The sequence below is a fragment of the Anaerobacillus alkaliphilus genome (genome assembly GCF_004116265.1).
Classification (GTDB): Bacteria; Bacillota; Bacilli; order Bacillales; family Anaerobacillaceae; genus Anaerobacillus; species Anaerobacillus alkaliphilus.
This window is the reverse complement of sequence record NZ_QOUX01000001.1, coordinates 405410-429116: the sequence shown is the minus strand read 5'-3', so window position 1 is coordinate 429116 and position 23707 is coordinate 405410. Positions and strand designations below refer to the sequence as shown.

Genomic DNA, 23707 nt, shown 5'->3' with positions numbered 1-23707 from the left:
TGGATTAACCTTTCTTTTTGAACAATAACATTCCAATTACTTACAACTTTATGCTCCATTACCTTTGTTGGAACGTCATTTTTTCCATTTACTTACAGTTTTGTGTTCCAATAATCCATATTGGAACACATTTTTTCAACTTGCTTACAGTTTTGTATTCAATTCAGCTCTAACCGAGCACCGATTTACCAGTTACTTCCATATCTGTATTCGATTCAGCTCTAACCGAGCACCGATTTACCAGTTACTTACATATCCGTATTCAATTCAGCTCAAACCGAGCACCAATTTACCAGTTACTTACATATCTGTGATCGATTCAGCTCTAACCGAGCACCGATTTACCAGTTACTTACATATTTGTATTCAATTCAGCTCAAACCGAGCACCAATTTACCAGTTACTTACATATTTGTATTCAATTCAGCTCAAACCGAGCACCGATTTACCAGTTACTTACATATTCGTATTCAATTCAACTCAAACCGAGCACAACCTTTCCAGTTACTTACATATCCGTGATCGATTCAGCTCGATTAGAAGTTTATTTTTCGTACGTCCTCCGTTCTACCCATTAGATCACGGATCTCCCAATCCACGCCCTAGCACCTAATCTGTTCAATAACCTCAAACGCCGCTCTTTCCCCTGACTGTACTGCACCTTCCATAAACAAGCGCCACTCTGTCGCTGTTTCGGTTCCTGCCCAATGGATGCAAGCTACCGGGTCTATTAAAGCTTTGCCATAGCTAGTTAGGACACCTGGTGCAAAATGAACACCATAGCCTCCCCGAGTCCATTCTTGCTCTGACCAGTTATGTAAATATACCTCTAACGGCTCCAGAGCTTCATTCCCTAAAAACGGTACTAATTCAGCTAAAATCTCATTAGCGTTGACCTCTGCCCTAGCACTATCTCCTGTAATTAGCACCGTTAACACCCCACGCCTTCCGTCTTTCGGGGAACTATCCGCGGTTTCATTTATAGGTCCTGTATCTGAATTAATAATGCCACTTAATCCTTTTTCGCGCCAAAAAGGTTTTTTGTAGATAATCACTGCTTTTATTACTGAAGGAAGACCCGATCGCTCGAGCAATTGTGCCCTTACGAATGGTAATGGAGGTTGATAATGAATTTTCGCTTGTAAATTAGGGGGAATAGCCACAATCACCCGTTTTCCCTTCCAACAACCACCGTTCATAGTTTTGACACTTGCTCCCCCTTCCTCATAGGTAATCCTAGTAACTGGCTGTCGATAGTAAATACGATCCTCAATTCGCTTAGCAATTTTATTCACAAGCATACCAACGCCATCTTTAATCCAAATGTCCTCAGAATTTCGAAACTTGTTAACTGAGCCGGCAGTTTTCACACACCACAGTAAATCTAGTGCTGAAACCTCATGAAGATTACAGCAAATCATTTCTTCAAGCAAATATTTATAAACACTTCCCGCACTAGCTGTATACGTATGATCTAGAAGAAATTGTTCCATCGTTATTTTATCAAGATCCTTGGCATGCTCACTTTCCCAAGGTTCCAAAGAATCCAAAGCCTTACTAACTTTATTTAACTTCACTGTAAACTGCAAAAAATCTAGGTAGCCGCTTGCTGATAAAGGAGGCAACTTCCCTTTCGTTACTCGGTCTCTAAACTTATAGATAGAATTGCCTTCCTTGTACGTTGAAACTGTTTTCAAACCAAACTGAGACAGCAGTTTCTTCATCCGAACATGCTCTTTTTCAATCCACTGAGCACCTAGATCAATCGTAATTCTGTCTTTTGTCTGTAAGCTATACACTCTTCCTCCAGGACGTTCGCTCGCCTCTAAGACTACAAAGGAGATGTTCCGCTTTTGTAATTCTAAAGCTGCCGCTAAGCCAGCGAGACCAGCCCCAATAATGACTACATCAACTTCATGAGCACTAGACAAAAGATCTCCCACTTTCATTAAAATGTACCTACCTATTATTAGTAAAACAGGGACTCTACATTCATTTTTCATAGGAAAAGGCACCTGCCTAATAGCAAGTGCCTCCTAAATTAAATTGTCCATTCATCATGGATTACCCCGACCAAGTACCAGGCACCGTCTAGTTCCTCAAACACTAAACGAAGACTTCTCCAATCCATTCCTGCAAATTCCGGATCGAATCCTGTAAAATGATATTCAACAACCGTTGCATCTGGATAGATTTCAGACGTGTTATCTAGTGTGTTCCCAGCTCCGAGCCTCTCATTCACAGCTTTTTCCTCGGCGTTCGCGTAATCCTCATCATATACAAATCGGTAAAAGTACTCTTGAAACGTCATTTCAATAGGGTAACCTGATCCATCAAATACGCCCCACTCGTAAACGGTGTCGTCTTCCATTAAAACTAAAATTTCATCAGCAGAAAATACTTGATCCGTATCAACATGAACATAGGCATAAGGTGAAAAACGAACACCTTTAGCAGGATGAACAAGGTTAGCAATCGTTTCCATATCTTGACTATCCATGGCAGCTACTAGTTCGTCTGCAACATGCTCAGGATCTGCAAAAGCTTGTTCAGCATCCGTATTTGTCTCCTCATTGCTGTCTGTTTCTGTACTTTCATCAGTCGTTTCAGTTTCATCTGGGGCTTCTTGCCCTATTTCTGAATTTGTATCATTCTCCTGCCCACCATTTGTTTCTTCTCCACAACCCACAAGTAAAACAATTGTGGCCATTAGTAAGAAAAATCGATACCATTTCATCCAATGAACCTCCTCTACTTAATGATTTAATTATTTATACCACATAAGAGGAAGACTTACTCGTTTAATTATTACCATTTAAAATCACTTTTACACGACCTACTTGTCCGTCCTGAAGTCGAACTTTAATGCCATGAGGGTGATTGGCAGAGTTTGTTAATATATCTTTGACAATTCCTCGCGTCGTTTTTCCACTCCGTTGGTCCTGCTTTAAGACGACCTCTACTTCAACACCTGGTTGGATATTGCTACGTATTTGTCCGTTCATACATTGTTCTCCTTATAGTATTTCGAAAGCTCCACAATCATTGCTCCCATTCGCTCAAGTTCTGGCGCTAAATACTTCTCAATTTTCTCTTCACGTAGTGCTTCTGCAGTTACCTTCCCTACAGCAACAGCCAGCACATTTTTTTTAAATGCTTCAACGATATCCTCTAGATACCCATGTTCTTTAGCATAATAAAAGAGCGAGCGAACTTGTATCGCAGTTGTAAAACATACAGCATCAACTTCTTTATCTACTAATTCCTGACAGAGTTTTTCAACTGTTTCAGCTTCAGGTGAAATATGCTGATAAGGGAGAATTTGCAAGACGCTGGCACCCTGATCTTCTAGAAATGTTATTAACCGTGGTGCTGGATCACCATGAAGCTGTACAGCTACTCTTTTCCCTTCAAAACTATACCCTTTAAGTGCTTTTATTAATCCATCTGTTGTCCCATCTTCATCTACAGCCATTGGCTTGATACCGATTTTCTTTAAGGCCCCAAATGTTTTATATCCCCTTGAAGCTACGTCTGCTTGGTTAATGATTTCTATGAACTGCTCCTGTATCCCAAGTTTTGCTGTAATCTCAAGCAATGTCTCAAGTCCGATCCCAGTTGTAAAAATCAACATATCAGCTTTTTCTGACACTAGCTCTTTCAGCACTGGCTCAACTTCCTTTTCCGCTAGAAAAACAGTTCCTTGTAATGAACGGATGACCGGAGTACCGCCCTGCTTTTCGATCAGAACACTCATTTCCTCTAATTTTCTTGACGCAGCTAATACTACCTTTTTACCTATAAGACTCATCTTCTAATCCCACCTTATCTTTTAAACCTTTGTAACTGATCTAACTTATTTTCACTAGACATGATTTCAACTTGCCTTTCCCCTAATAAATCAAAATGAGGAAAATCATAGCGATTATCTATGTATTTTGCTGGTATGTTATATTGTTTCCCCCAAGCGATTAGCTTTTCAAGATCTGCACAACCAACTTTTGTGACTGTCTTAACCTCAGGAAATCTGGGATCATACCAATAATGGGTGAGAAACGCTATCTCGCCTTCTTTTACTTTGTTCTTCCAGGTTACTAACTCATCCCGTTTTATTCCAAACGCCATACCCTTTTTCACCTCATACTGTATCGTACCATTTGAAAAATTCCAATTCCAGATTTATGTACCTAAAAAATACGCAAGAGCCTCTAAGCCCTTGCGTCTGCACACTTATTCAAACGTACCTTTCACGATGACTTCACCGTTTTTCACCATCTGTTTCCCTTTAGCAAACACGTGCCTGATTGCTAATTGATCTTTATCTAAAAGAAGTAAGTCAGCATCGTTCCCTTTTACTAATCGTCCTTTATGCTTTAATTGCAGTGCTGTTGCTGTATTCGAGGTGACAACTGGTATTACCTCTTCTAAAGGACATCCTTGATCACGAACGGTCGCCACAAACGTCTCATATAAGGTATACGTACTTGCAACACCTATCCCCATAAGCTTTCCATTTTGATCAAACACAGGTAAACTTCCATTTCCATCTGAAGAGAACGTCAGTTGGTTAAGATCACCACCGTTTTCCTTGTAGTAGCTAAACCATTCTCCTGTATCGTTATCAGCAGTCATATCAACAAAAGAGCCTTTGTTAGCAAGCGTAATTGCGTCATCGACCAGTTCTTTACTTCTTGTGATATGTGTACAATAAATCTTTGAAGCTGGGATCTCATAGTCTTCCATAATTTGATGCAAGAACTGCAAGCGTTGTTTCCCAGGTCCAATATGAAAATGAGTGACACCTGCTTTTCCACTTAGTAATCCACCAATTCTCGCTTCTGCTACCAGCTTCGCAATTTCGTGGACAGAAGGTTGAGCAGATCTTGAATCAGATATAGCAATTTCTCCTGCACCAATGATTTTATCGACGATGATAATATCATCTTTCACACAACAAGTGATTGTTGGAGTTGGTACATGGTAGTTACCAGTGTAAATAAACGTTGTGATCCCTTCTTCTTCTAGGCCACGAGCCTTTGCCAGTAGAGACGTCATATGTCTAGTGGTACCATCCGTTCCTAAACAACCCACGACTGTCGTAATACCAGATCGCACGATATCTGAGAGTTGAATTTCAGGAGTCCGTGTGGCAAATCCACCTTCCCCACCGCCCCCAATTAGGTGTACATGGGGATCAATCATTCCCGGCATCACGATACATCCTTCCGCGTCAATCACTTCTACATCTAAGTCTGTATTTAAAATGGCTTCATTCACTTCTCCAATTTTCGCAATCTTGTGATCGACGACTAGTACTGTCTGTTTTCCTAAATATTCAGGAGCGTAAACCTCTCCGTTTTTTATAAGTTTTATCATGTCCATTCACCATCCAATATAAGAAGTTCTCTACCTTCTGGGGTTATCTTTGTTCCAGCTCGACCTTTTCTTTTGCTAATAAACCCAAGCTCTTCAAGATACTGAAGTCGGTAGCGAATTTGTTGTTCTGTTAAAGAATAATTCAAGTGGGCTTCCGCTAGCTGAGATAGCTTTTTTCTTCCCACTAATTCTTTTTGTTGATTTAGTTCATAAATTTCATTCAATAAAAACAAATATTCTGTACGCTCACCATTTGTATCCCAATCTAACAAAATCTCTTTTAGCTTCTCTTGTTTCGTTTGACCATATTCCCTTTGACTATCCTGGACTGGAGCTACGATATCTACTTCAAAGAAATGATGGTTCGGTACATCAGTTAAGCGGATTTTCGTTCCATCGCAAACGGTGAGCATGTAATCAATTGTATTTTTCAATTCTCGGATATTTCCATTCCAAGAATACGATTGCAGTTGAAGCAACACTTCGTCTTCAATATAAATATGTTCTTTTCCGTTCATAATCATAAAATGACGGATGAGATAGGGCAAATCCTCAAGACGTTCTCGCAATGGTGGCAACCGCAAATACAAGGCTTTTAAGCGATGATAGAGATCCACTCTGAATTTACCGTTATGGATCATCTCTACAAAGTTACAATTGGTTGCAGCAATAATTCGCACGTCGATTGGAATAATTTTATTTCCACCAATTCTCATAATCTCTTTTTCTTGTAAAACACGAAGTAATCTCGCTTGAATTTTGGGAGAGATATCCCCTATTTCATCTAGAAAAATCGTTCCACCATTTGCTTGCTCAAACAAGCCTACTTTTCCACCTTTTTTTGCTCCAGTAAACGAGCCTTCCTCATAACCAAACAACTCTGCCTCTACTAAATCTTCTGGCAATGCGCTGAAATTGACTGCTAAGTAAGGTCCAACTCTTCGCTCGGATAACGAATGAATTGCACTTGCAAAAAGTTCTTTTCCGGTGCCTGACTCACCTTCTATTAACACCGTTAAGTTTGTTTTAGCTAATTTATTGGCAATTTGCTTTGCCTCTTGAATTTTTGTACTCTCACCAATAATATCATTCAACTTATATTTGGCAACATAACCTTGACTTACCATTTTTTGTTTTAATTTTTTCTCAATCTCAATTGTTTTTTTCGTATCTTTAAACGTACAAACAATCGAGTGATCCGTGATAATTTTAAAACGATTGACGACAACTTCGTAGTGCGTTGTTGATACCAACATATTATCCTCTATGTCACCATTAATAATAAAATATAGTAAATTCGTATCAGAAATAATATCATCTATTTTTCTACCAATGGCTGTTTCCCTAGAGATCGATAAAATTGACTCTAGATTTTCATTAAAAGCTGTAATCACACCTTGAGCATTGATCGCTAATATTCCATCATGAACACCATCAATGACTTTCTTAAGATGTGTGTTTAATAGCAGTGTTTCCTGGTTTGTTTTGATTAATTCTCTAGATAACTGGATGATTTTTTTCATATACTTCTCTGATAGACTTACCTCATGATCAAGCTCAAAAAAACGAAGTGCTTCTAATATCGTCGATAAATCTAGTAACCTAGGTCCAATATCAATGACCCTTTCTACCCATTCTGGTACGTACGCAATTTCTCCTGGAGTGATCGCAATAGTTACAGGACGTATTGGTGTTTCACCTGGCAGATGAGGAATGTAGTTTAAATGGTCGACCCCTAATTTTTCTAGAGAACTTATTGATTCATAAACCGTTGACTTCACATCGTTTACTAGTAATACATCCGTTCCTTCTGGAATTGATAAAAGTCTATCAATAAAGTTATAGTTAATAATTCGTTTGGCAACAATAATCGGCACGTCCCGAGAGACAACTTTAAATCCCGGTTCTTCTACTAATACCTCCGATGAAACGATAAGAACATCAGCCGTGATCAGGCCGCCAGTCCACTCATCAAGAGCATAACTATCAACTTGAACAATATCACCAATCGTTTCCTCTAATTGCTTACTTAAAGCTACTCTCGTCATTTCTGTTCCTGTAATCACTCCAACCCGTTTTCTGCTATACATGAACTGTCACTCTCTCATCTTTATATAAATGACAGGCTACTTGAACTCCTGAACAATTCTGTAACTCAGGTTTTATCTTATGGCACATGTCCATCACTTCAGGACAACGAGGAGCAAACGCACATCCTGGTGGAGGTGAGGCTGGATTCGGAACGTCTCCTTTTAGAATAATCCGTTCTTTTTTATGCAAAGGATCAGGGACCGGTACGGCAGAGAGCAAACTTTTCGTATAAGGATGACGTGGATTTTCATATAAGAGATCGACATCGCCCATTTCAACAATTTTCCCCAAGTACATCACACAGATCTTATCACAGAGCTGATAGACAACACTTAAATCATGGGAAATAAACAGATACGTTAAGCCAAACTCCTCCTGCAAGTCTTGAAGTAAATTGATAATTTGCGATTGAATCGAAACATCTAACGCCGAAACTGGTTCATCTAGGACAATGAGTTTTGGCTGTAAGATTAACGCTCTAGCAATCCCAATTCGTTGACGTTGCCCCCCAGAAAATTCATGGGGATAACGGTACATTTGGGTTTCGTTCAAACCGACTACATGCAAGATTTCCGATATCAATTTCTTACGTTTTTGTTTATCACGAACACCATGAGTCGTTAACGGTTCACTTAAGATTTCAAACACATTTAAGCGAGGATTAAGAGACGAATAAGGGTCTTGAAAAACCATTTGCATATCTTTGCGCATTTCCCGTAATTCTTTTGGACTTACTCCGATTAAGTTTTTGCCTTGAAAAATTACTTCTCCCTCTGTCGGGGTAGTTAGTTGCAACAGCGTCCGGCCCATTGTTGATTTCCCGCACCCTGATTCACCAACAATACCTACCGTCTCTCCTTCTGTAACTGAAAACGTAATTCCATCAACAGCTTTGACGTACTTTGTCTGGCGATTTAAAAGACCAGAGCGAATTGGAAAATGTTTCTTTAAGTTTCGGATCTCAAGTAATGGAGTATTCAAATTCTTTCGCCTCCTTTTCATAAAGCCAACAGCGACTCGTATGACCTTCTGTTATTTGTAGTAAAGGTGGGTCAGCTTCCCGACAAACCCCCATAACATATGGACAGCGATCAGCAAACTTACACCCAACTTTTATCGAACCAGGGGCTGGCACCTGACCTGGAATAGGTTTTAACCGTTTCTTTCTGTCCCCTAATTTAGGAATTGACTCTAGTAACCCTTTCGTATAAGGATGCTTCGGGTCTTTAAAAAGAGTTAATACATCCGCTTCTTCGACAATTTCACCAGAGTACATCACAATGACTCGATCACACATCTCTGCCACAACACCTAAGTCGTGCGTAATAAACATAATTGCTGTATTTGTTCGTTCCTTTAAATCTCTCATTAAATCTAAGATTTGCGCCTGAATGGTTACATCTAATGCTGTTGTAGGTTCATCTGCAATTAAGAGCCTCGGCTGGCAGGCAAGACCTATCGCAATCATCACTCTTTGCCTCATCCCGCCAGAAAGCTCATAAGCATAGCTATTGTAAATCTCCTCTGGCCTTGGGATCCCTACTAGTTTTAACATATTAATAGACTTTTCTTGGGCTTGTGCTTTTGAAATTTTATTATGAAGAAGAAGAACTTCATCAATTTGATCCCCAACTGTAATAACTGGATTTAGGGATGTCATAGGCTCTTGGAAAATCATCGATATTTCATTTCCTCGTAACCTTCGCATCTCCCTTTCTTTTTTAACTAAAATATTTTCACCCAAGTAAGTAATTTCTCCTCCAGCATAAATTCCCGGCGGAGTAGCGAGCAGCTTCATGATTGATAGAGCTGTTACACTTTTTCCACAACCTGACTCCCCTACAACGCCTAAGGTTTCGCCAGCTTTTATAAAAAAGGAGATGTTATTGACAACGGTGAATTCCTTGCCGTCCGTTCGGAAATTGATTTTTAAATTTTCTACGTTTAAGATCTTCTCTTCCATCCCTAACACTCCTATTCTTTTAGTTTTGGATCTAACGCGTCTCTAAGTCCATCACCAAGCAAGTTAAAGCTAAGGACTGTAATCACAATGGCTAAGCCTGGGAAAAACGTTGGATGGAATAAGTTACGACTATTATCTTTTGCTGAGCTAAGCATTGCCCCCCATTCAGGTGCTGTGATGTCACCACCGAGACCTAAAAAGCTTAGTGCTGCACCAATAAGAATGGCAGTTCCGACACGCATTGTTAAGTACACCATAACGACAGATAATGTCCCTGGAAAAATGTGACGCAAAATGATCGTATGATCTTTCACACCAATCGACTTGGCTGCCTCAACATACGTTTTTTCTTTTAATGCTAGCGTACTTGCTCGAACAATTCGTATAAAGATTGGTATCGTAAAGACGGCAACAGCAACAATGATATTTACTAATCCTGCACCAAGTAACGCGATGACGGCAATCGCTAGTAAAATTCCAGGAAACGCTAGTAAAATATCGGTAAATCTCGTTAACAAGGAGTCAACCCAGCGCCCGTAATAACCGGCTAGAAGACCGAGAATGGTTCCTACAAATGCACCAATTGCCACTGACACAAAGCCAATTAACAATGTTTGCTTTGTACCGTACATAATCCTACTAAGAATATCTCGGTTTTGATGGTCAGTTCCAAAAAGGTGTAAGCTAGATGGGGCTTGATGTTTGTAGATATCTGTTAGGGCAATGACAGAATCGCTAGGGATAATTGCCGTTACCACTGGTTGTGAGGATGTAAACTGTCCAACTGGAATGACTGCCGTCACGCCTGCCACAGAAATCTTGATCAACCCCTCACCCTCACTGAGAATGGTGACAAAACCATGCTCATCTACACTGGCAACATCCTCATGTAGTGACTGAAATTGAAGTACGCTATCTGGTTCAGTCGCAGGTCGACCAAATCCATCGTCCTTCGTCTCTGCCTCGCCTCCATACTCCTCTAGGAAACTATCGATCTGTTCCTTTGTTTCTAATGTTTTTCCATCACTAATGATAAGCTTTGGTTGTAATTGAATTCGTGCTCCAACGTTCATTTCCTCTTTTATAGGCTCTACAAAAATATAGGAAGGGAAAGGATCGTCTACTTCGTTTGACGAAACATCTGCTTTTACGATCGAACTTACTTCCCCACTCTTGATTGTGATGATTGTACTTCCTTGACGGTATGCACTAACCATCATTCCTGCTTCTGAAACCCTCGCAGCGGCAACCCGTTGATTTTCACTTTCAAACGAGAGTCGCTCAAGCTGGCTACCGTCAATGATTGTTCCATCGCTTAACAGGCCTTGTAGCCCGACACTCGAACTAGTTACACTTTCAATTTCAATCCCCTTTGCAGCATATTGCTCGGTTACAGGTCGTTGCGGATCATAAGGAGCAAACATAGGCCCTAAAAACCCGAATAAGAGAATAAGAATCACAACCCCCATTGAGACAACTGCTACTCGCTGCTTTAAAAATTTGGTTATAAACGCGCGAAAAGGAGAGTAATGGTTTTGCTGATGAGGAAACATGCTAACTCTCCTTTCTATTCATACCTTATTTGTGGATTTAAATAAGCATAGCTAATATCGACTAGTAAATTAACAATTAAAAATTGAACAGAGAATAATAGTATTAGTGCTTGTATGACTGGGTAATCACGACTCAGGATTGAGTCAATTAAGTAGGCACCAAGGCCAGGCCATGAAAACACCTGCTCAACTACAACTGCACCACCAATTAAAAAACCAAACTGGAGACCAGTCATCGTAACAACAGGAATTAACGCATTTTTTAAAACATGCCGTAACAAAATCGTTGTTTCTTTTTGCCCTTTTGCCCTCGCTGTTCGGACATAATCTTCTCGTAAAACTTCTAACACACTCGAACGAGTAAACCTGGCAATGATCGCCGCCACACCTAGTCCTAAGGTTAAAGAAGGTAAGATTAAATGTTTCAAAGTCCCGCTTCCACTTGTAGGTAACCATCCTAACTGCACAGCAAATAATTGCATGAGCATCAAGCCAAACCAAAATTCAGGGACACTTAACGCTGTAATTGAGGAAACCATTCCTAGACGGTCCCACACAGAGTTTCTTTTAACTGCGGATACGATTCCAATGAACATACCAATCACGATCGCCCAAAACATACTTAACAAGGTCAAAGTTAATGTATAACCGAACCTGCGCACAATCTCACTTGAAACATCCGATCTAGTACGATAAGAAGTACCGAAATCTGCTTTGGTCAATATATTGGACATATAGCGAAAATACTGCACTGGTAAAGGATCATTAAATCCTTCCCGTTCACGAAACTGTTCATAGGTTTGTTGGTCTATTTCCGCACCGTACATAATTCGAATTGGATCACCAGGTGTTAAATGAACAAATAGAAAGGCAATAATAGAAACGATTAGCAAAATTGGAAGCATGCCTACTAGCCTTCTCAGAATATATGAAAACATGAACTTCACCTCATTTCTTTATGAGAAGGTGACTACACCGGATTACTGTAGCCACCTATATTGTTTTACTCTTTCCAAGCACCCGTTAATACGACTGCACCAGTTGCTCTAACCGTAATGCCTTTTAACTCGTTTCTCTTAGCGATAATTGTGTCTGGTACATATAAGAACACCCAAGGAGCATCATCATAAATCACCTTTTGAGCCTCTGCATAAATTCGTAACGTCTCGTCAGGGTCTGGTGATTGTAATGCTTGGTTGAATAATTGATCTAAATCTTCATTAATATAGTAGCCAGCATTGTTATAGTTAGGTGGAATACGGTCAGACGCAAAGTTTGGTCGTAAGCCCCAATCCGCTTCTCCAGTTCCCGGAGACCATCTACCAATAAATAAATCGGTTCCATCACCGGCATCTAACATATCGAATAGAGTTCCAGTTTCATAAGCTTGAACATCTACGTTAATCCCAATCGCCCCTAACTGGATCGCTACATTTTCAGCAACAGTTAAGAATTCTGTCGAGTTACGTGTCCATAACACTGCATCAAAACCGCCTTCTTGACCAGCTTCAGCTAATAACTCCTTCGCTTTACCCTGATCATATTCATAGATCGGTTGCTGAGCATAACCATAGACAGCTGGAGCAATTGCAGAATCTAACACTTGCCCATACCCATCTAAAACTAAGGCAATTAACGAATCCTTATTAACCGCATGGTTCATCGCTTTTCTTACACGAACATCTTTGTATTTATCCAAACTTACATTCATACCGATGTAAAATGTCTCAGTAGACGAACCAGTAAAGACATCAATATTTGCATCTGCTTCTAACTCATCAGCGCTTAACGTTGGTAACGGGAAGACAATGTCAACCTCTCCTGTTTTAAGCATATTTACTCGTGTACTTGCCTCTACTACTGGCTTAAAAGTAATATTTTCAACTTTTGCTTTTCCATCCTCGTTCCAGTAGTTGTCAAATGGAACGACTTTTACATGAGCACTATCTCTCCACTCTAAAAATTTGAATGGACCAGTTCCAATTGGATTACGATCTGCATTATATTCCGGGTTATCAATTTTCTTATTAATTTCATCTACTGATTTAAATGCAGCAGCACTATGAGCTAGATAAGAAGCCATTGCAGAGTTTGCTTCTTTCGAACGAACAGTGACACTGTAATCATTATTTACAACAACCTCATCAATAAATGAGAAAAAGCTCGCACGTGCCATTCCATTATCGCGATTACGAACAAAGTCTAAATTTACTTTTACTACTTCGGCGTTAAAAGCTGTACCATCATGGAATGTTACCCCTTCTCTTAGCTGGAACGTTATTTCTGTCGCCTCTTCATTAAAAGAATACTCAGTAGCTAATACTTTCACTAAGTTCATATTCTCATCAAAAGCTAATAGTCCTTCTAACAAAACACTTTGAACGGTTGCTGAATTCGTATCAGTGGCGTTATGCGGATCCAATGAAGTCGGTTCTGCCTCAATCGCTACGACTAACGGTTTTAGCGTTGGCTCTTGTTGAACTGGTTCCTTGTTTTCTGTTACAGGTTCTTTCGTTTCCGTTGGTTCTTCTGTAGTTGCAGGCTTATCACTACTACATGCTCCTACGATAAGCAACAACACAAACATAATTGCGAAGCTAAATAAACGAACTGATTTCATTGTAATCTCCCCTTTTTAAAAAATGTATGACTTCACTTTTATATAAGCAAAAATCATGCCAATTTTAAATTTTCTGAAAAATGTTGTGATAGTGAGTTCTTTTCAATAAGGAGATTACCCAAATAAAAATAATGGTTATAAATGGGTGTAACTAAACACCCATTTATAACCATTATACATATAATTAGGAAATTGGATTAGCCATTTAATGTTTCGGACAAAACTGACCTTTATTTACACTTCTCAAAAAAATATGAATAATATACCAATAAGTCCACATACTAAGACGACTAATTTATGGAGTGGTGCAAATGAAACTTCTCGACCATTTTTTTGATTGGCATAAAGCAAATTACGATAAGAAAGTAGAAAAGATGAAGGAACAAGGTATTTGTCCAGATTGTCGTGGCAAAGGATATCACGCCACAGTAGCCAATGCCTACATTTATATGCCATCTTTTGACTATAAGTGTTATAATTGTAATGGGACCGGTTCGTACTCCGAATGGGAAAACCCTTCTCTATAAACTTTCATTGAAAATCTAAAAGAAGGGTGTTGAAAAAATGGCTAAAAAAACGTACGCAAACCAGTTACTGAAAATCGTTAGAAACGCAGAAAAAGCAATTTCCTTTGAAGACGCTGCTAAAAGCTTAAAAGCAGCTAATCCACAACTACATGATACTTCTAAGAATACTCTTGGTATTAAAAAAATTCTCGAACGTTTTGTTGAAAATGGTTTAGTAAGCAAAACAAAAGCTGGAACTTACAAATAAGACAGTAAAAACGCTCAGATTTGAGCGTTTTTTGTCTTTGTTGTCGAGTTTTTTCTATTAAATAGTAGTTTTGAATTTCCGATCACGGAAATGAAAAATGCCACAACTAACGTACTCGCAAGTTTGTTCATAACAAACAAAAAAGTAAATTCACTATAATTACCAAATAACAATACAAATACAAAGGTAGCCCCAAACCACTTGGATGAAAATAAATGCACCCATAGTTTTGTATCTCTGCCATCTTCAAGATGCACTTCTTTACGGAAGAGAAAAGGAGAAAAAATAATTGTCAATATGGCTACTGAAAAAACAATCGATAACACATCTACTTGCACTTTTCTTTTCCTCCCCCTTCCTTGTATAATTTACATATAATATACCATAATTCTCCACAAAATAAGATCTATATAATTGAGGTGTTTCCATGAACATTACCGAACCAGGTGCATTATTTCTAAAACAACTCATCCTAAAAAGAAAAAAGCCTGGATTTAGGATTGGCTACAATGAAAAAAGCACTTGAGGTTGTTCAAAATTTAAAATTACTCTGGATGAGTATCAAAATTGTGATAACTTAATTATAAAAGATGATATACAATTCTATTTTTACGACGATGTCCTACCCCATATTCAACGGTTGAAAATAGACTACCAAAACGGCCGCATACTGTTAATTGATCAACATTAAAAAACTGTCGACTTAAAGGATAAATTTGGAGAATGCGGAAGATCACTTGAAGATATTGTGTCGAGTTCGGTTGAGCAGAGGTCTCGGACTTACTCATGCGGACTCAAATGACCTTATTTCGCCTTTTTCTTCGCTTTTTGAAATTTCGCGGACTGAGAGGACGTTATTTGACCAGAAATCCCCGTTTTTTCGCTGTTATCTTGCAAATAGGGGCCCCTGTGACCGCGAAACTCTCATTTTGCCCTTTTTTTGCAAAATAACGTCCTCTCGGTCCGCTTCACTGCTTACAAAGGGCAGCCTAGACAGATGAACATGTTTTCTGTACCACAACACCCTGACCACACACAAAGAAAACACAAGCGACCTAGGAAAAAGGGAGCGCGCTTTTTCTTAGATTAGCCCCGACAAGCGACTTCCTGAGTAACCATCCTTGCAGCTTTGCGACGAGTAATCGCAGGAGAATGCGGAAGATCACGTGGAGATATTGTGTCGAGTTCGGTTGTGCAGAGGTCTCGGACTTACTCATGCGGACTCAAATGACCTTATTTCGCCTTTTTCTTCGCTTTTTGAAATTTCGCGGACTGAGAGGACGTTATTTGACCAGAAATCCCCGTTTTTCCGCTGTTATCTTGCAAATAGGAGCCCCTGTGACCGCGAAACTCTCATTTTGCCCTTTTTTTGCAAAATAACGTCCTCTCAGTCCGCTTCACTGCTTACAAAGGGCAGCCTAGATCAAGGAGTGCGGGTTTTCCCTTTTTCTCTGGTCAGGTTATTTGTCTCGAGGGGCTGGGTGTTGGATCTAAACAATTATTATGTTGAAATTATATGCTTTTCTATAATGTGAAAAAGGACGAAATCCTACGATTTTGTCCTTTTTCTTCTCTTTATGGTTTTAAAACGACCTTTAAACAATCATCTGTCCGGTTATTGAATTTCTCGTAACCTTCACTTGCTTTTTCTAACGGTAATGTATGAGTAATGATAGCGCTCGAATCAATATCACCTTTTACAATTAGGTCATAGATATGAGGCATAAAATGTCTTGCTGGAGCTTGTCCCATCTTGATATTAATATTTCTCGAAAAAAATGGCCCAAGTGGAAACATATTGTATAACCCACCATAAACACCAGTAATTTGTAATGTTCCGCATTTTTTAATTGCTTTTGTTGCAATTTGGATTGGTCCTAACGTACCACCTTGAAGCTTTAACTTCTGTTCAATAAATTCCAGAGGTGATTTTTTTCCGTCCATACCAACACAGTCAATGACCACTTCTGCCCCGCCATTTGTAACTTCTTTTAGTACTTCACCCATATCCTCGTGCTCTGTGAAGTCAAATACTTCAACATTATTAATTCTTTTCGCCTGCTCAAGTCGAAACGGTATATAATCAACAGCAATGACTCTTTTTGCCCCTTTTAGCCAAGCAAATTTTTGGGCATATATACCAACTGGACCGCACCCTAATACAATCACGGTATCGCCTTTCTTTACCCCTGCGTTCACAACGCTCCAATAGGCCGTTGGTAATACATCAGACAAAAATAGTAACTTCTCGTCTTCTAGTTCACAATTTTCAGGAACAACAAATGGGGTAAAGTTTCCAAAAGGTACTCGAAGATATTCAGCTTGACCTCCAGGATGATTTCCGAATTTTTCAGAATACCCAAAATACCCACCAGAGTCATAGTGCGGATTTGAATTATCGCACTGACTTTCAAGCTCATGTTCACAAAAGAAACATCTTCCACAACCTACGGTAAAAGGAATGACAACTCTGTCACCTTTTTTAACTGCTGTAACATTTGGACCAACCTCTTCAACAATCCCCATCGGTTCATGACCAATAACATAACCAATAGGTAATGGGAAGTTCCCTTGATATAAGTGTAAATCTGATCCACAAATAGCAGTGGAAGTAATTTTTACAATCACGTCTTCTTTATCTTGAAGCTTCGCATCTTCGACTTCTTTCACAGCAACTGAGTACTTTCCTTGATAAGTAACTGCCTTCATGTTGTCTCACCCTTTGCCAAATTAGATATTCATTTTAGTATTTCGCTTTTAAAAAGATATCATCCTTGGCTAATTTTCTTAAATTTCCCCATAAAAAAAGACTTAGGGATCCCTAAATCTTTTTATTGCTTTAATTTTCCAATCGCATTATTGGCCAAAAGGACAATTGTAGCGTCATCCATTGGTGGATTGTGTAAACCAGCCCGAACATCACGATAGTAGCGTTGCAACGGATTTTTCTCAGATAAACTCCGAGCACCAGTTACTCTCATCGCTAGGTCTACAACCTTTATGGCGTGATTAACCACCGATAGTTTTACTGCACCTAACTCTCCACCCATTGTTTGTCTTGTCTCATCATCGCTTTCATCCCATTTAGTTGCAACAGAATAAAGAAAGTGTTGACTTTGCTGGATATACAGTTCCATTTCCCCAATTTTTTGTTTCACATAAGGTAGATCTACAATCGTCCCCTCAATACTATTTGGGGAATAGCTGCTAGCAAACGTAATTGCTTCTTCTTGAGCGGCCCGAGCAATTCCTAAATAACAAGCTGGAATATGCAATAACCATCCAGCAACTTGCTTTTTCCCTGGAACAACGTATTCGACTAGATTTTCAAGCGGTGCTTCTGCTTCTTCAAGAACTAAATCATGACTCCCTGTGCCACGCATCGCAACAGAGTCCCATGTCTCGTTAATCGATAATCCTCTCGTTCCTTTTGGAAGTAAAAAGTTGCCGATCTCCTCAGTACCTTGGATCGAAGCACTCACCACAAAATAATCCAGTACAGGAGACATCGTCGTAAATGTTTTCGTACCTGATATGACCCATTTATCGTTTTCTTTTCTAGCTTTTGTTTCCGGTCTTCCACCTCTAGTTGGGCTTCCTGTACCACTTTCTGAAGCAGCATTATTTAATAAAGCTTCGTTTTGAAGAACATCTTCACAAAATGTTTGAAACATCTTAGCATCCCATGTTCGTTTTTCCCCTAGATGTTTCACAATTCCCATATGCCAGCCAATAGATAAGGCGGTTGAACCATCTGCTTTTGCTATCTCTTCCTGGAGTTGAACAAATTCTAGAAGTGATATATCAAGACCACCAAACTGAGCTGGTACTGTAAGAGTATGGTAGCCGATTGCTTTCAAGTCTTGAATATTTTCTACCGGAAATGTTACTTCTTTATCATGCTCCCAAGCTCGGTCAGCAAAAGGCTTTACCTTTTCTTTTAACAGATTAAGTCGCTCTGTTTTTGTCTTTAATTTAAATAATTTCAAGAACTCATCCCCTTCAAGAGAAATCCAAAGAGGACAACTAATAAGTTATCCTCATTTACTTATATTTTATATCCTAACTTATCGGTTACTCAAGAGATAACAATTTATTTCGTAAAAGTACATTTTCCTAAGCATACTATTCTTAAAACAATTCCAAGAGGTCAGAAAAACGATGGATCACGTAATCAAATTCATCCACTTCTCCAAAGCCATAACTTGCATAGACAAAAGGAATACCCGCAAACCTTGCTCCAGTTAAATCCCCTTTTGTGTCACCAACATAGATCGGTTGTTTTAACTGATTTCTTTCGATGATCAATTTAATGTTCTCACCTTTTGTTAGACCAGTTCTTCCTGGATGTTCATAATCAATAAAATATTTTTCTAATTGATGTGATTTATAGAAAGCTTCTATATAGCCATTTTGACAGTTACTTACGATAAATAGCTTGTATTTTTGGGCTAGTACGGTTAAAACTCTCTCAACATCTGGATATACAACAGCTCCATGATCGCCTAAATATGGACACTCTACTTCATGACATTCCGTTAGAATTTCGTCCTGTTGTTCCTCCGATAATTGCGGAAACAACTTCTGGCCAATCTCTTTACTTTGCAAGCCCATACAACTAGCTAATTGTTCTTTCGTAATTTCAGGCAAATCCCCGTGTTTTTTTAAGACTTCGTTCCATATCGTTAAAACTTGTTCACTTGAGTCCCATAATGTTCCGTCTAAATCAAAAATGATACTATCCACAACTAACACCTCTTACTTATTTTTATACCATTTTGGAATGGTTTGCTTAAAATCGTCATGGTCTGCTAACACATCTAGCGAGTATCCCAATAACGTTTCAAACTGCTCTTGGCTCATTCTTAGTCCCCAAACAATAGCTGAAACAATATGCATCGCACTATATAACGAATATAGTTCCCAAAAAACTTCGCTTATTCCTTCTTCTGAATGATATCCCTCTAAAACACCTCTTGAAAATTCAACACTTATTCGTTTCGAGAAAAAGCCTATTTTTGTTAAATCATGAAGCGGGTCACCCCAGTCCATTCTTTGAAAATCAATAATTCCTGAAAAAACCTTGTTATGTATGAGTAAGTTAGATGGGTGAAAATCATCATGCTGAAATGTATTGGGGCGATTTCTCATTAAATGCTCATGTTGTTTTATGTATGTAGCCAACAATTCTTTCAAACGATCATCTACAGGTACAGTCTGTAGCTCCTCCAAATAGTTATCACTTTTCTTCTTTTTTTGTGTAAACCAATCAATCGTACTTTCAGGAGCATGTAGTTGATGTAACTTCTTTAGTTCTTTCCCTGCGAGAAAGCCAGCCTCGTACTGTTCGTCACCACTCAATTGTGGCAAAACACTTTCGGCATCGTCACCTGGTAGAAACTCTAGGATCATATAACTGAACTCGTTGTCTGCTAAATGGCCAAACTCGTATGTCTTAGGTACAAATTGAGAATAGTTACTTAATGTTTGAATACAGTTGAATTCTTCTTTCCTTTTTTCTTCTTCACCTTGAGGAAATATTCTTACTAAATACTGTCCGTTTACTACATATTTTTTATCATGAGAGAAGCCTTTCGTAATCTCATTAATTTCAGTACTAGATGTAATAATGTCACTTGAAATTTTCGTATACAATCAGGATACCTCCGTTTCTCTTAATCTCATTTTCATAGTATCTATGCTTAATTTTACAGATGCTAAGAAAAAAATGATCGCCAGTGCGCACATCATAATCGAAGTACCTACACCAACATTTTCCAGACCACGGACATCGTACCACCAATCTACTAGAAATATACTTGCCGAGAAATACAAAATAATCGCTGGTAGCTTATATTTTGTAAAAGCATGAAAAAAATCAGCAGCACAAATAATTCCTACTAAAATCATTCCTTTCAATGCCATTTCTTTATTAAATGCAAAAATTATCTCAAGTTCCTCAAAACCAAAGGAATTAAAGTCCCGTTGATATGTAAGATAAAAAGAAAAAAATGTTATTCCATATCCAAGAAACCTCGACCATTTCGCTAAATTATCCTTCATACTTCGCCCACCTTTCATCCACATTTTAACAATAACACAAAAAAGTCTCACTTCCCATGATTTTGAAAGTGAGACTTCGATCCTATTTTGCGGCTAACACCTTGATAAATTCCCTCATATAGTCTGGAAGATCTGGTGGACGGCGACTTGAGACTAAGTGACCATCTACAACAACTGCTTCATTTAGCCAAGTTGCACCCGCATTCATCATATCATCCTTTATTCCAGGCGTGCTTGTAACCGTCTTCCCTTTTAAGATACCTGCAGAGATTAATACCCAACCAGCATGACAAATTTGTCCAATGGGCTTTTTCTCATGGTCCATTTCCCTTGTCATATGAAGAACTTCTTCATAGCGACGTAACTTATCTGGAGACCATCCTCCTGGAACTAATAAAGCATCATAATCATCAGGGTTAATGTCACGGAAAGCTAAATCGCTTTCAATAGGAACTCCATACTTTCCTACATACTTTACATTAGCCTCTTCACCGACGATATGTACTTCGGCCCCTTCTTCCCGTAGGCGTAAAACTGGGTACCATAACTCTAAATCTTCAAAATCATCACTAACAATTTGTATAACCTTTTTCCCTTGTAAAAGCACATTGCTCACCTCTTCTTTTTTGTCTATTTATTATTACCCAGAAAATTTTATCATTAAGCGTAAAAAAGTGGAACACTAACAAATGGAGGTGAAGTCATGAAACCATTCATTTTTCATCCAGGCGAACATATTGACAGAAATCTTTTTCTATCTTTTGAACATTTAATGGCCCTATATATATTTGGCGGCTTTGTTATCTTGCTATTCCTTTTTCGTCATCATCCTTTCATGAGACAAGTTCGCTGGATTTTGTTTGCGACACTAGTTATTTCCGAAATCGGTATCGTTACTTGGAGCATCTTAACGGGACTTTGGGATATACAATACAATCTACCATTACATTTATGTACGATAAGCTTGGTTACAAGCTCGTTTATGCTTGCAACTAATTCATATAAAGTATTTGAAATTATTTATTTCTTTGGAGTCGGAGGAGCATTTCAAGCCATAATTACCCCTGAACTTTTTTACACGTTTCCGCACTTCCGTTTTTTCCATTACTTTATTGCTCATTTTGCAATTATCTTAGCAATTTTTTATATGATATGGGTTTGTAACTATACGGTCAAATTCCGCTCGGCATTCAAAGCCTTTTTAGTCCTAAACTGTATAGCTGCAGTGGCAATCACTGTTAATCACCTCACAGGTGCCAATTATATGTTTTTAGCGAGAAAACCTGTGACACCTAGCATTCTTGATTGGCTTGGACCCTATCCCTGGTATATCTTATCTCTAGAGCTCCTTGCAATCATTCTGTTTTTGTTACTTTGTGTCCCATTTTATTTAAGACAAAGACAGTGAACCCAGTTTAGACCCTTACGATTTTACTATGTAAGCAGCGTAATGGTCTCTTCTCATTAGGTCATTCACTTCACTTTCTTCTGACTTATAATTTCTTTTCAAAAAATGTAAGAGATAGTTGTTCATTTATTTTGACTTCTTTAATACTATCAAAGCCATTTTTTCTATAAAAATTAACTGCAGGAGTATTTTTAGAGCCTGTCGCTACTTTTATTATTTTTCTTGCAAAGTTATTGATTACAAAATCCAATAGTGACTGTGCAAATCCTTTTCTAAAGTGTTTTGGATGTACGATTAACCTATGTATATCAACTTCATCATTTTCTACTTTTATAGATATTGCTCCACAAAGTTCATGATCTTCATAATACCCAAAGAAAGTTTCTCCGCAATCTTGCAAAGAATGAACTGTGTCTTTTAAAGGTGGTATATCATCTGAACCAATTATTTCTGCCTCTACCCTATACGATGGTATTTGAATGTTTAATACAGCTTCAGCGTTATTTTTATTACTAATGTCGATTTTCTTAATCAACGGAGCCCTCCATTCATAGCTAATCAGCGATATAGATTTGATTTTTTATTCAAGTATTGCACCTTAGTTGAAAAAATCTTTTAGATAGATTCCCAAGTCATGCCCCGCTGAATACATAGTTTTACAAAACTGAACAGCCACGTCTATAAAAATGTTTATTCCGAAGATTACTGCATAGGCTGTCGCTATTATTAGTAGTAGTCTCAAATGAACACCTCCATTATCTAAACATCAAAAGTTGCAATATTCACTTGTTTACCTATCCTGCCTTGTTTAGATAATAAGTGACTGTTCCTATTTAGCATTTTTTATTCACAGTTCACTAAACTGCCTCAAACACCGTAACAGAAACGAGGATTATTAAACTATTGCAGATTTCAATTAAAATCATAGGATGTTATATACGGTTTTTTAAATATGTTCATTGGTATTTTGTATTCAACGGTAACTTTATCGTTGATATTGAAATTCTCATGATCTTTTCCAAAATACCTAATTTCAACTTCTTTATTATTAATTAAGAATACATAACGGTAATGTTCTGGAATAATAATTGAGCTGTTCATTGAGGTTTTTCTTGTATTTGTTTCTACATAATATTTATCTATAATTCCCATTTGCTCAATTTTAGTTCTTTCTCCTACCCCTGTCACGTCAATGACTATTAAAATAACAAGCAGAACTAATTTTCCGTAGAACTTTTTCTTATTGTATCTTTGTTTATCTAAATTCACCTTCCACCTACCTACCATGTCTGGAACTAATGGATTCCTTGCTTCACTTTATTATTCAATATGAAAAGGTATTAATGTTGCTGTCCCTTTACTTTCCTTCAACAAGTACAAGACTAAAACCTTAAACCTGTTATCGCTCTCTTTAAAAAGTCAATTAACAATTTTTTCTAAAACTTTTTCTGTACCTATATTAACATGCAAAAACAACAAGGCGGATATTATCCCTAATATTAGATAAGGGACAGGTTCTAAAGATGCAATAGAATTCCCTGGCAGGACTAAAACGCCCATAATTACTAAACCTCCCGTTGCATAGCAAACAAGTTTTAAAAGGTAATTAATGATTTGGTTTGCGATAGATAGTTTGTTATATATGAAATCTACGAACATAGAAAATGTAACTCCACCAAACAGAAATACAGGTAAAGAGTAAAGTAAATACACTTGAAGCAATCCAGAAAATGACCAATAACCAATTCCTTCTTGCTGTTGAGGTAATGGGGTATAGTTCATGTATGATAGAATTAGTGATAGTATTATGGCAGAAATAAATGCTGTTATTAGCTTTGAAAATATGTCCATTTCAACAC

At 38.2% G+C, this 23707-nt stretch carries 25 protein-coding genes; 3 read left to right on the top strand and 22 right to left on the bottom strand.

The window, feature by feature from the left end; genetic code table 11:
• Nucleotides 1-602 precede the first annotated feature (602 nt).
• From DS745_RS02240 to DS745_RS02185, 12 genes are all read right to left on the bottom strand, one after another.
• Nucleotides 603-1931, bottom strand: coding sequence for a flavin monoamine oxidase family protein (locus DS745_RS02240; protein WP_206662904.1), 1329 nt, complete (start codon nt 1929-1931; stop codon nt 603-605).
• Nucleotides 1932-2041: 110 nt separating this feature from the next.
• Nucleotides 2042-2737 (bottom strand): hypothetical protein, encoded by a 696-nt coding sequence (locus DS745_RS02235; RefSeq protein WP_129076575.1) that lies wholly within the window; start codon nt 2735-2737, stop codon nt 2042-2044.
• Between the two features lie 64 nt (nt 2738-2801).
• Nucleotides 2802-3005, bottom strand: a complete 204-nt coding sequence (locus DS745_RS02230) for a YwbE family protein (protein ID WP_129076574.1) — start codon at nt 3003-3005, stop codon at nt 2802-2804.
• A complete protein-coding gene (locus tag DS745_RS02225; protein WP_129076573.1) occupies nt 3002-3811 on the bottom strand; it encodes a uroporphyrinogen-III synthase in 810 nt (269 codons plus the stop codon). Before DS745_RS02225 ends, DS745_RS02230 begins: the two co-directional genes overlap by 4 nt.
• Before the next feature lie 14 nt (nt 3812-3825).
• Nucleotides 3826-4125 carry a hypothetical protein gene (locus tag DS745_RS02220; protein WP_129076572.1) on the bottom strand — a complete coding sequence of 100 codons (300 nt, stop codon included), beginning with the start codon at nt 4123-4125 and terminating at the stop codon, nt 3826-3828.
• Between the two features lie 105 nt (nt 4126-4230).
• The gene (gene iadA / locus DS745_RS02215; RefSeq protein WP_129076571.1) at nt 4231-5376 is read right to left on the bottom strand and encodes a beta-aspartyl-peptidase; all 1146 of its coding nucleotides are present in this window, start codon (nt 5374-5376) and stop codon (nt 4231-4233) included.
• Nucleotides 5373-7466: a sigma-54 interaction domain-containing protein gene (locus tag DS745_RS02210; protein ID WP_129076570.1), complete on the bottom strand. Its 2094-nt coding sequence runs from the start codon at nt 7464-7466 to the stop codon at nt 5373-5375. The genes iadA and DS745_RS02210 overlap by 4 nt, the downstream gene beginning before the upstream one ends.
• The gene (locus DS745_RS02205; protein ID WP_129076569.1) at nt 7459-8448 is read right to left on the bottom strand and encodes an ABC transporter ATP-binding protein; all 990 of its coding nucleotides are present in this window, start codon (nt 8446-8448) and stop codon (nt 7459-7461) included. Before DS745_RS02205 ends, DS745_RS02210 begins: the two co-directional genes overlap by 8 nt.
• Nucleotides 8429-9430 carry an ABC transporter ATP-binding protein gene (locus tag DS745_RS02200; RefSeq protein WP_129076568.1) on the bottom strand — a complete coding sequence of 334 codons (1002 nt, stop codon included), beginning with the start codon at nt 9428-9430 and terminating at the stop codon, nt 8429-8431. The genes DS745_RS02205 and DS745_RS02200 overlap by 20 nt, the downstream gene beginning before the upstream one ends.
• A gap of 11 nt (nt 9431-9441) precedes the next feature.
• Entirely contained in the window at nt 9442-10983 is a 1542-nt protein-coding gene (locus DS745_RS02195; protein WP_129076567.1) for an ABC transporter permease, read from the bottom strand.
• A 14-nt stretch (nt 10984-10997) separates the two neighbouring features.
• On the bottom strand, nt 10998-11921 hold the full coding sequence (nikB, locus tag DS745_RS02190) for a nickel ABC transporter permease (RefSeq protein WP_129076566.1): 924 nt from the start codon (nt 11919-11921) through the stop codon (nt 10998-11000).
• A 65-nt stretch (nt 11922-11986) separates the two neighbouring features.
• The gene (locus tag DS745_RS02185; protein ID WP_129076565.1) at nt 11987-13603 is read right to left on the bottom strand and encodes a glutathione ABC transporter substrate-binding protein; all 1617 of its coding nucleotides are present in this window, start codon (nt 13601-13603) and stop codon (nt 11987-11989) included.
• A gap of 311 nt (nt 13604-13914) precedes the next feature.
• On the opposite strand from DS745_RS02185, the gene DS745_RS02180 reads away from it, so the two are divergent.
• Both DS745_RS02180 and DS745_RS02175 read left to right on the top strand, forming a co-directional pair.
• Nucleotides 13915-14130: a methionine aminopeptidase gene (locus DS745_RS02180; RefSeq protein WP_129076564.1), complete on the top strand. Its 216-nt coding sequence runs from the start codon at nt 13915-13917 to the stop codon at nt 14128-14130.
• Between the two features lie 37 nt (nt 14131-14167).
• Nucleotides 14168-14377 carry a hypothetical protein gene (locus tag DS745_RS02175; RefSeq protein ID WP_129076563.1) on the top strand — a complete coding sequence of 70 codons (210 nt, stop codon included), beginning with the start codon at nt 14168-14170 and terminating at the stop codon, nt 14375-14377.
• Nucleotides 14378-14391: 14 nt separating this feature from the next.
• Here DS745_RS02175 and DS745_RS02170 read toward each other — a convergent pair whose 3' ends face one another.
• The 7 genes from DS745_RS02170 to DS745_RS02135 form a co-directional block, all read right to left on the bottom strand.
• Nucleotides 14392-14715: a hypothetical protein gene (locus DS745_RS02170; protein WP_129076562.1), complete on the bottom strand. Its 324-nt coding sequence runs from the start codon at nt 14713-14715 to the stop codon at nt 14392-14394.
• Between the two features lie 1237 nt (nt 14716-15952).
• The gene (locus DS745_RS02160) at nt 15953-17086 is read right to left on the bottom strand and encodes a zinc-dependent alcohol dehydrogenase (RefSeq protein WP_129076560.1); all 1134 of its coding nucleotides are present in this window, start codon (nt 17084-17086) and stop codon (nt 15953-15955) included.
• Between the two features lie 122 nt (nt 17087-17208).
• Nucleotides 17209-18366, bottom strand: coding sequence for an acyl-CoA dehydrogenase family protein (locus tag DS745_RS02155; RefSeq protein ID WP_129076559.1), 1158 nt, complete (start codon nt 18364-18366; stop codon nt 17209-17211).
• Between the two features lie 142 nt (nt 18367-18508).
• Complete coding sequence (locus tag DS745_RS02150) at nt 18509-19123, bottom strand: HAD family hydrolase (protein WP_129076558.1); 615 nt, start codon at nt 19121-19123, stop codon at nt 18509-18511.
• A 12-nt stretch (nt 19124-19135) separates the two neighbouring features.
• Nucleotides 19136-20032, bottom strand: a complete 897-nt coding sequence (locus DS745_RS02145) for an aminoglycoside phosphotransferase family protein (RefSeq protein WP_241657689.1) — start codon at nt 20030-20032, stop codon at nt 19136-19138.
• Nucleotides 20033-20440: a hypothetical protein gene (locus DS745_RS02140; RefSeq protein WP_129076557.1), complete on the bottom strand. Its 408-nt coding sequence runs from the start codon at nt 20438-20440 to the stop codon at nt 20033-20035.
• Between the two features lie 82 nt (nt 20441-20522).
• Nucleotides 20523-21047, bottom strand: a complete 525-nt coding sequence (locus DS745_RS02135) for a type 1 glutamine amidotransferase domain-containing protein (protein ID WP_129076556.1) — start codon at nt 21045-21047, stop codon at nt 20523-20525.
• A gap of 96 nt (nt 21048-21143) precedes the next feature.
• On the opposite strand from DS745_RS02135, the gene DS745_RS02130 reads away from it, so the two are divergent.
• Entirely contained in the window at nt 21144-21848 is a 705-nt protein-coding gene (locus DS745_RS02130) for a YwaF family protein (RefSeq protein ID WP_129076555.1), read from the top strand.
• Nucleotides 21849-21933: 85 nt separating this feature from the next.
• On the opposite strand, the gene DS745_RS02125 is transcribed toward DS745_RS02130, so the two are convergent.
• The 3 genes from DS745_RS02125 to DS745_RS02115 form a co-directional block, all read right to left on the bottom strand.
• Nucleotides 21934-22383, bottom strand: a complete 450-nt coding sequence (locus DS745_RS02125) for a GNAT family N-acetyltransferase (protein WP_129076554.1) — start codon at nt 22381-22383, stop codon at nt 21934-21936.
• 377 nt (nt 22384-22760) lie between these two features.
• On the bottom strand, nt 22761-23117 hold the full coding sequence (locus tag DS745_RS02120) for a hypothetical protein (protein WP_129076553.1): 357 nt from the start codon (nt 23115-23117) through the stop codon (nt 22761-22763).
• 150 nt (nt 23118-23267) lie between these two features.
• Nucleotides 23268-23699, bottom strand: coding sequence for a hypothetical protein (locus tag DS745_RS02115; RefSeq protein ID WP_129076552.1), 432 nt, complete (start codon nt 23697-23699; stop codon nt 23268-23270).
• Between the last annotated feature and the right edge of the window lie 8 nt (nt 23700-23707).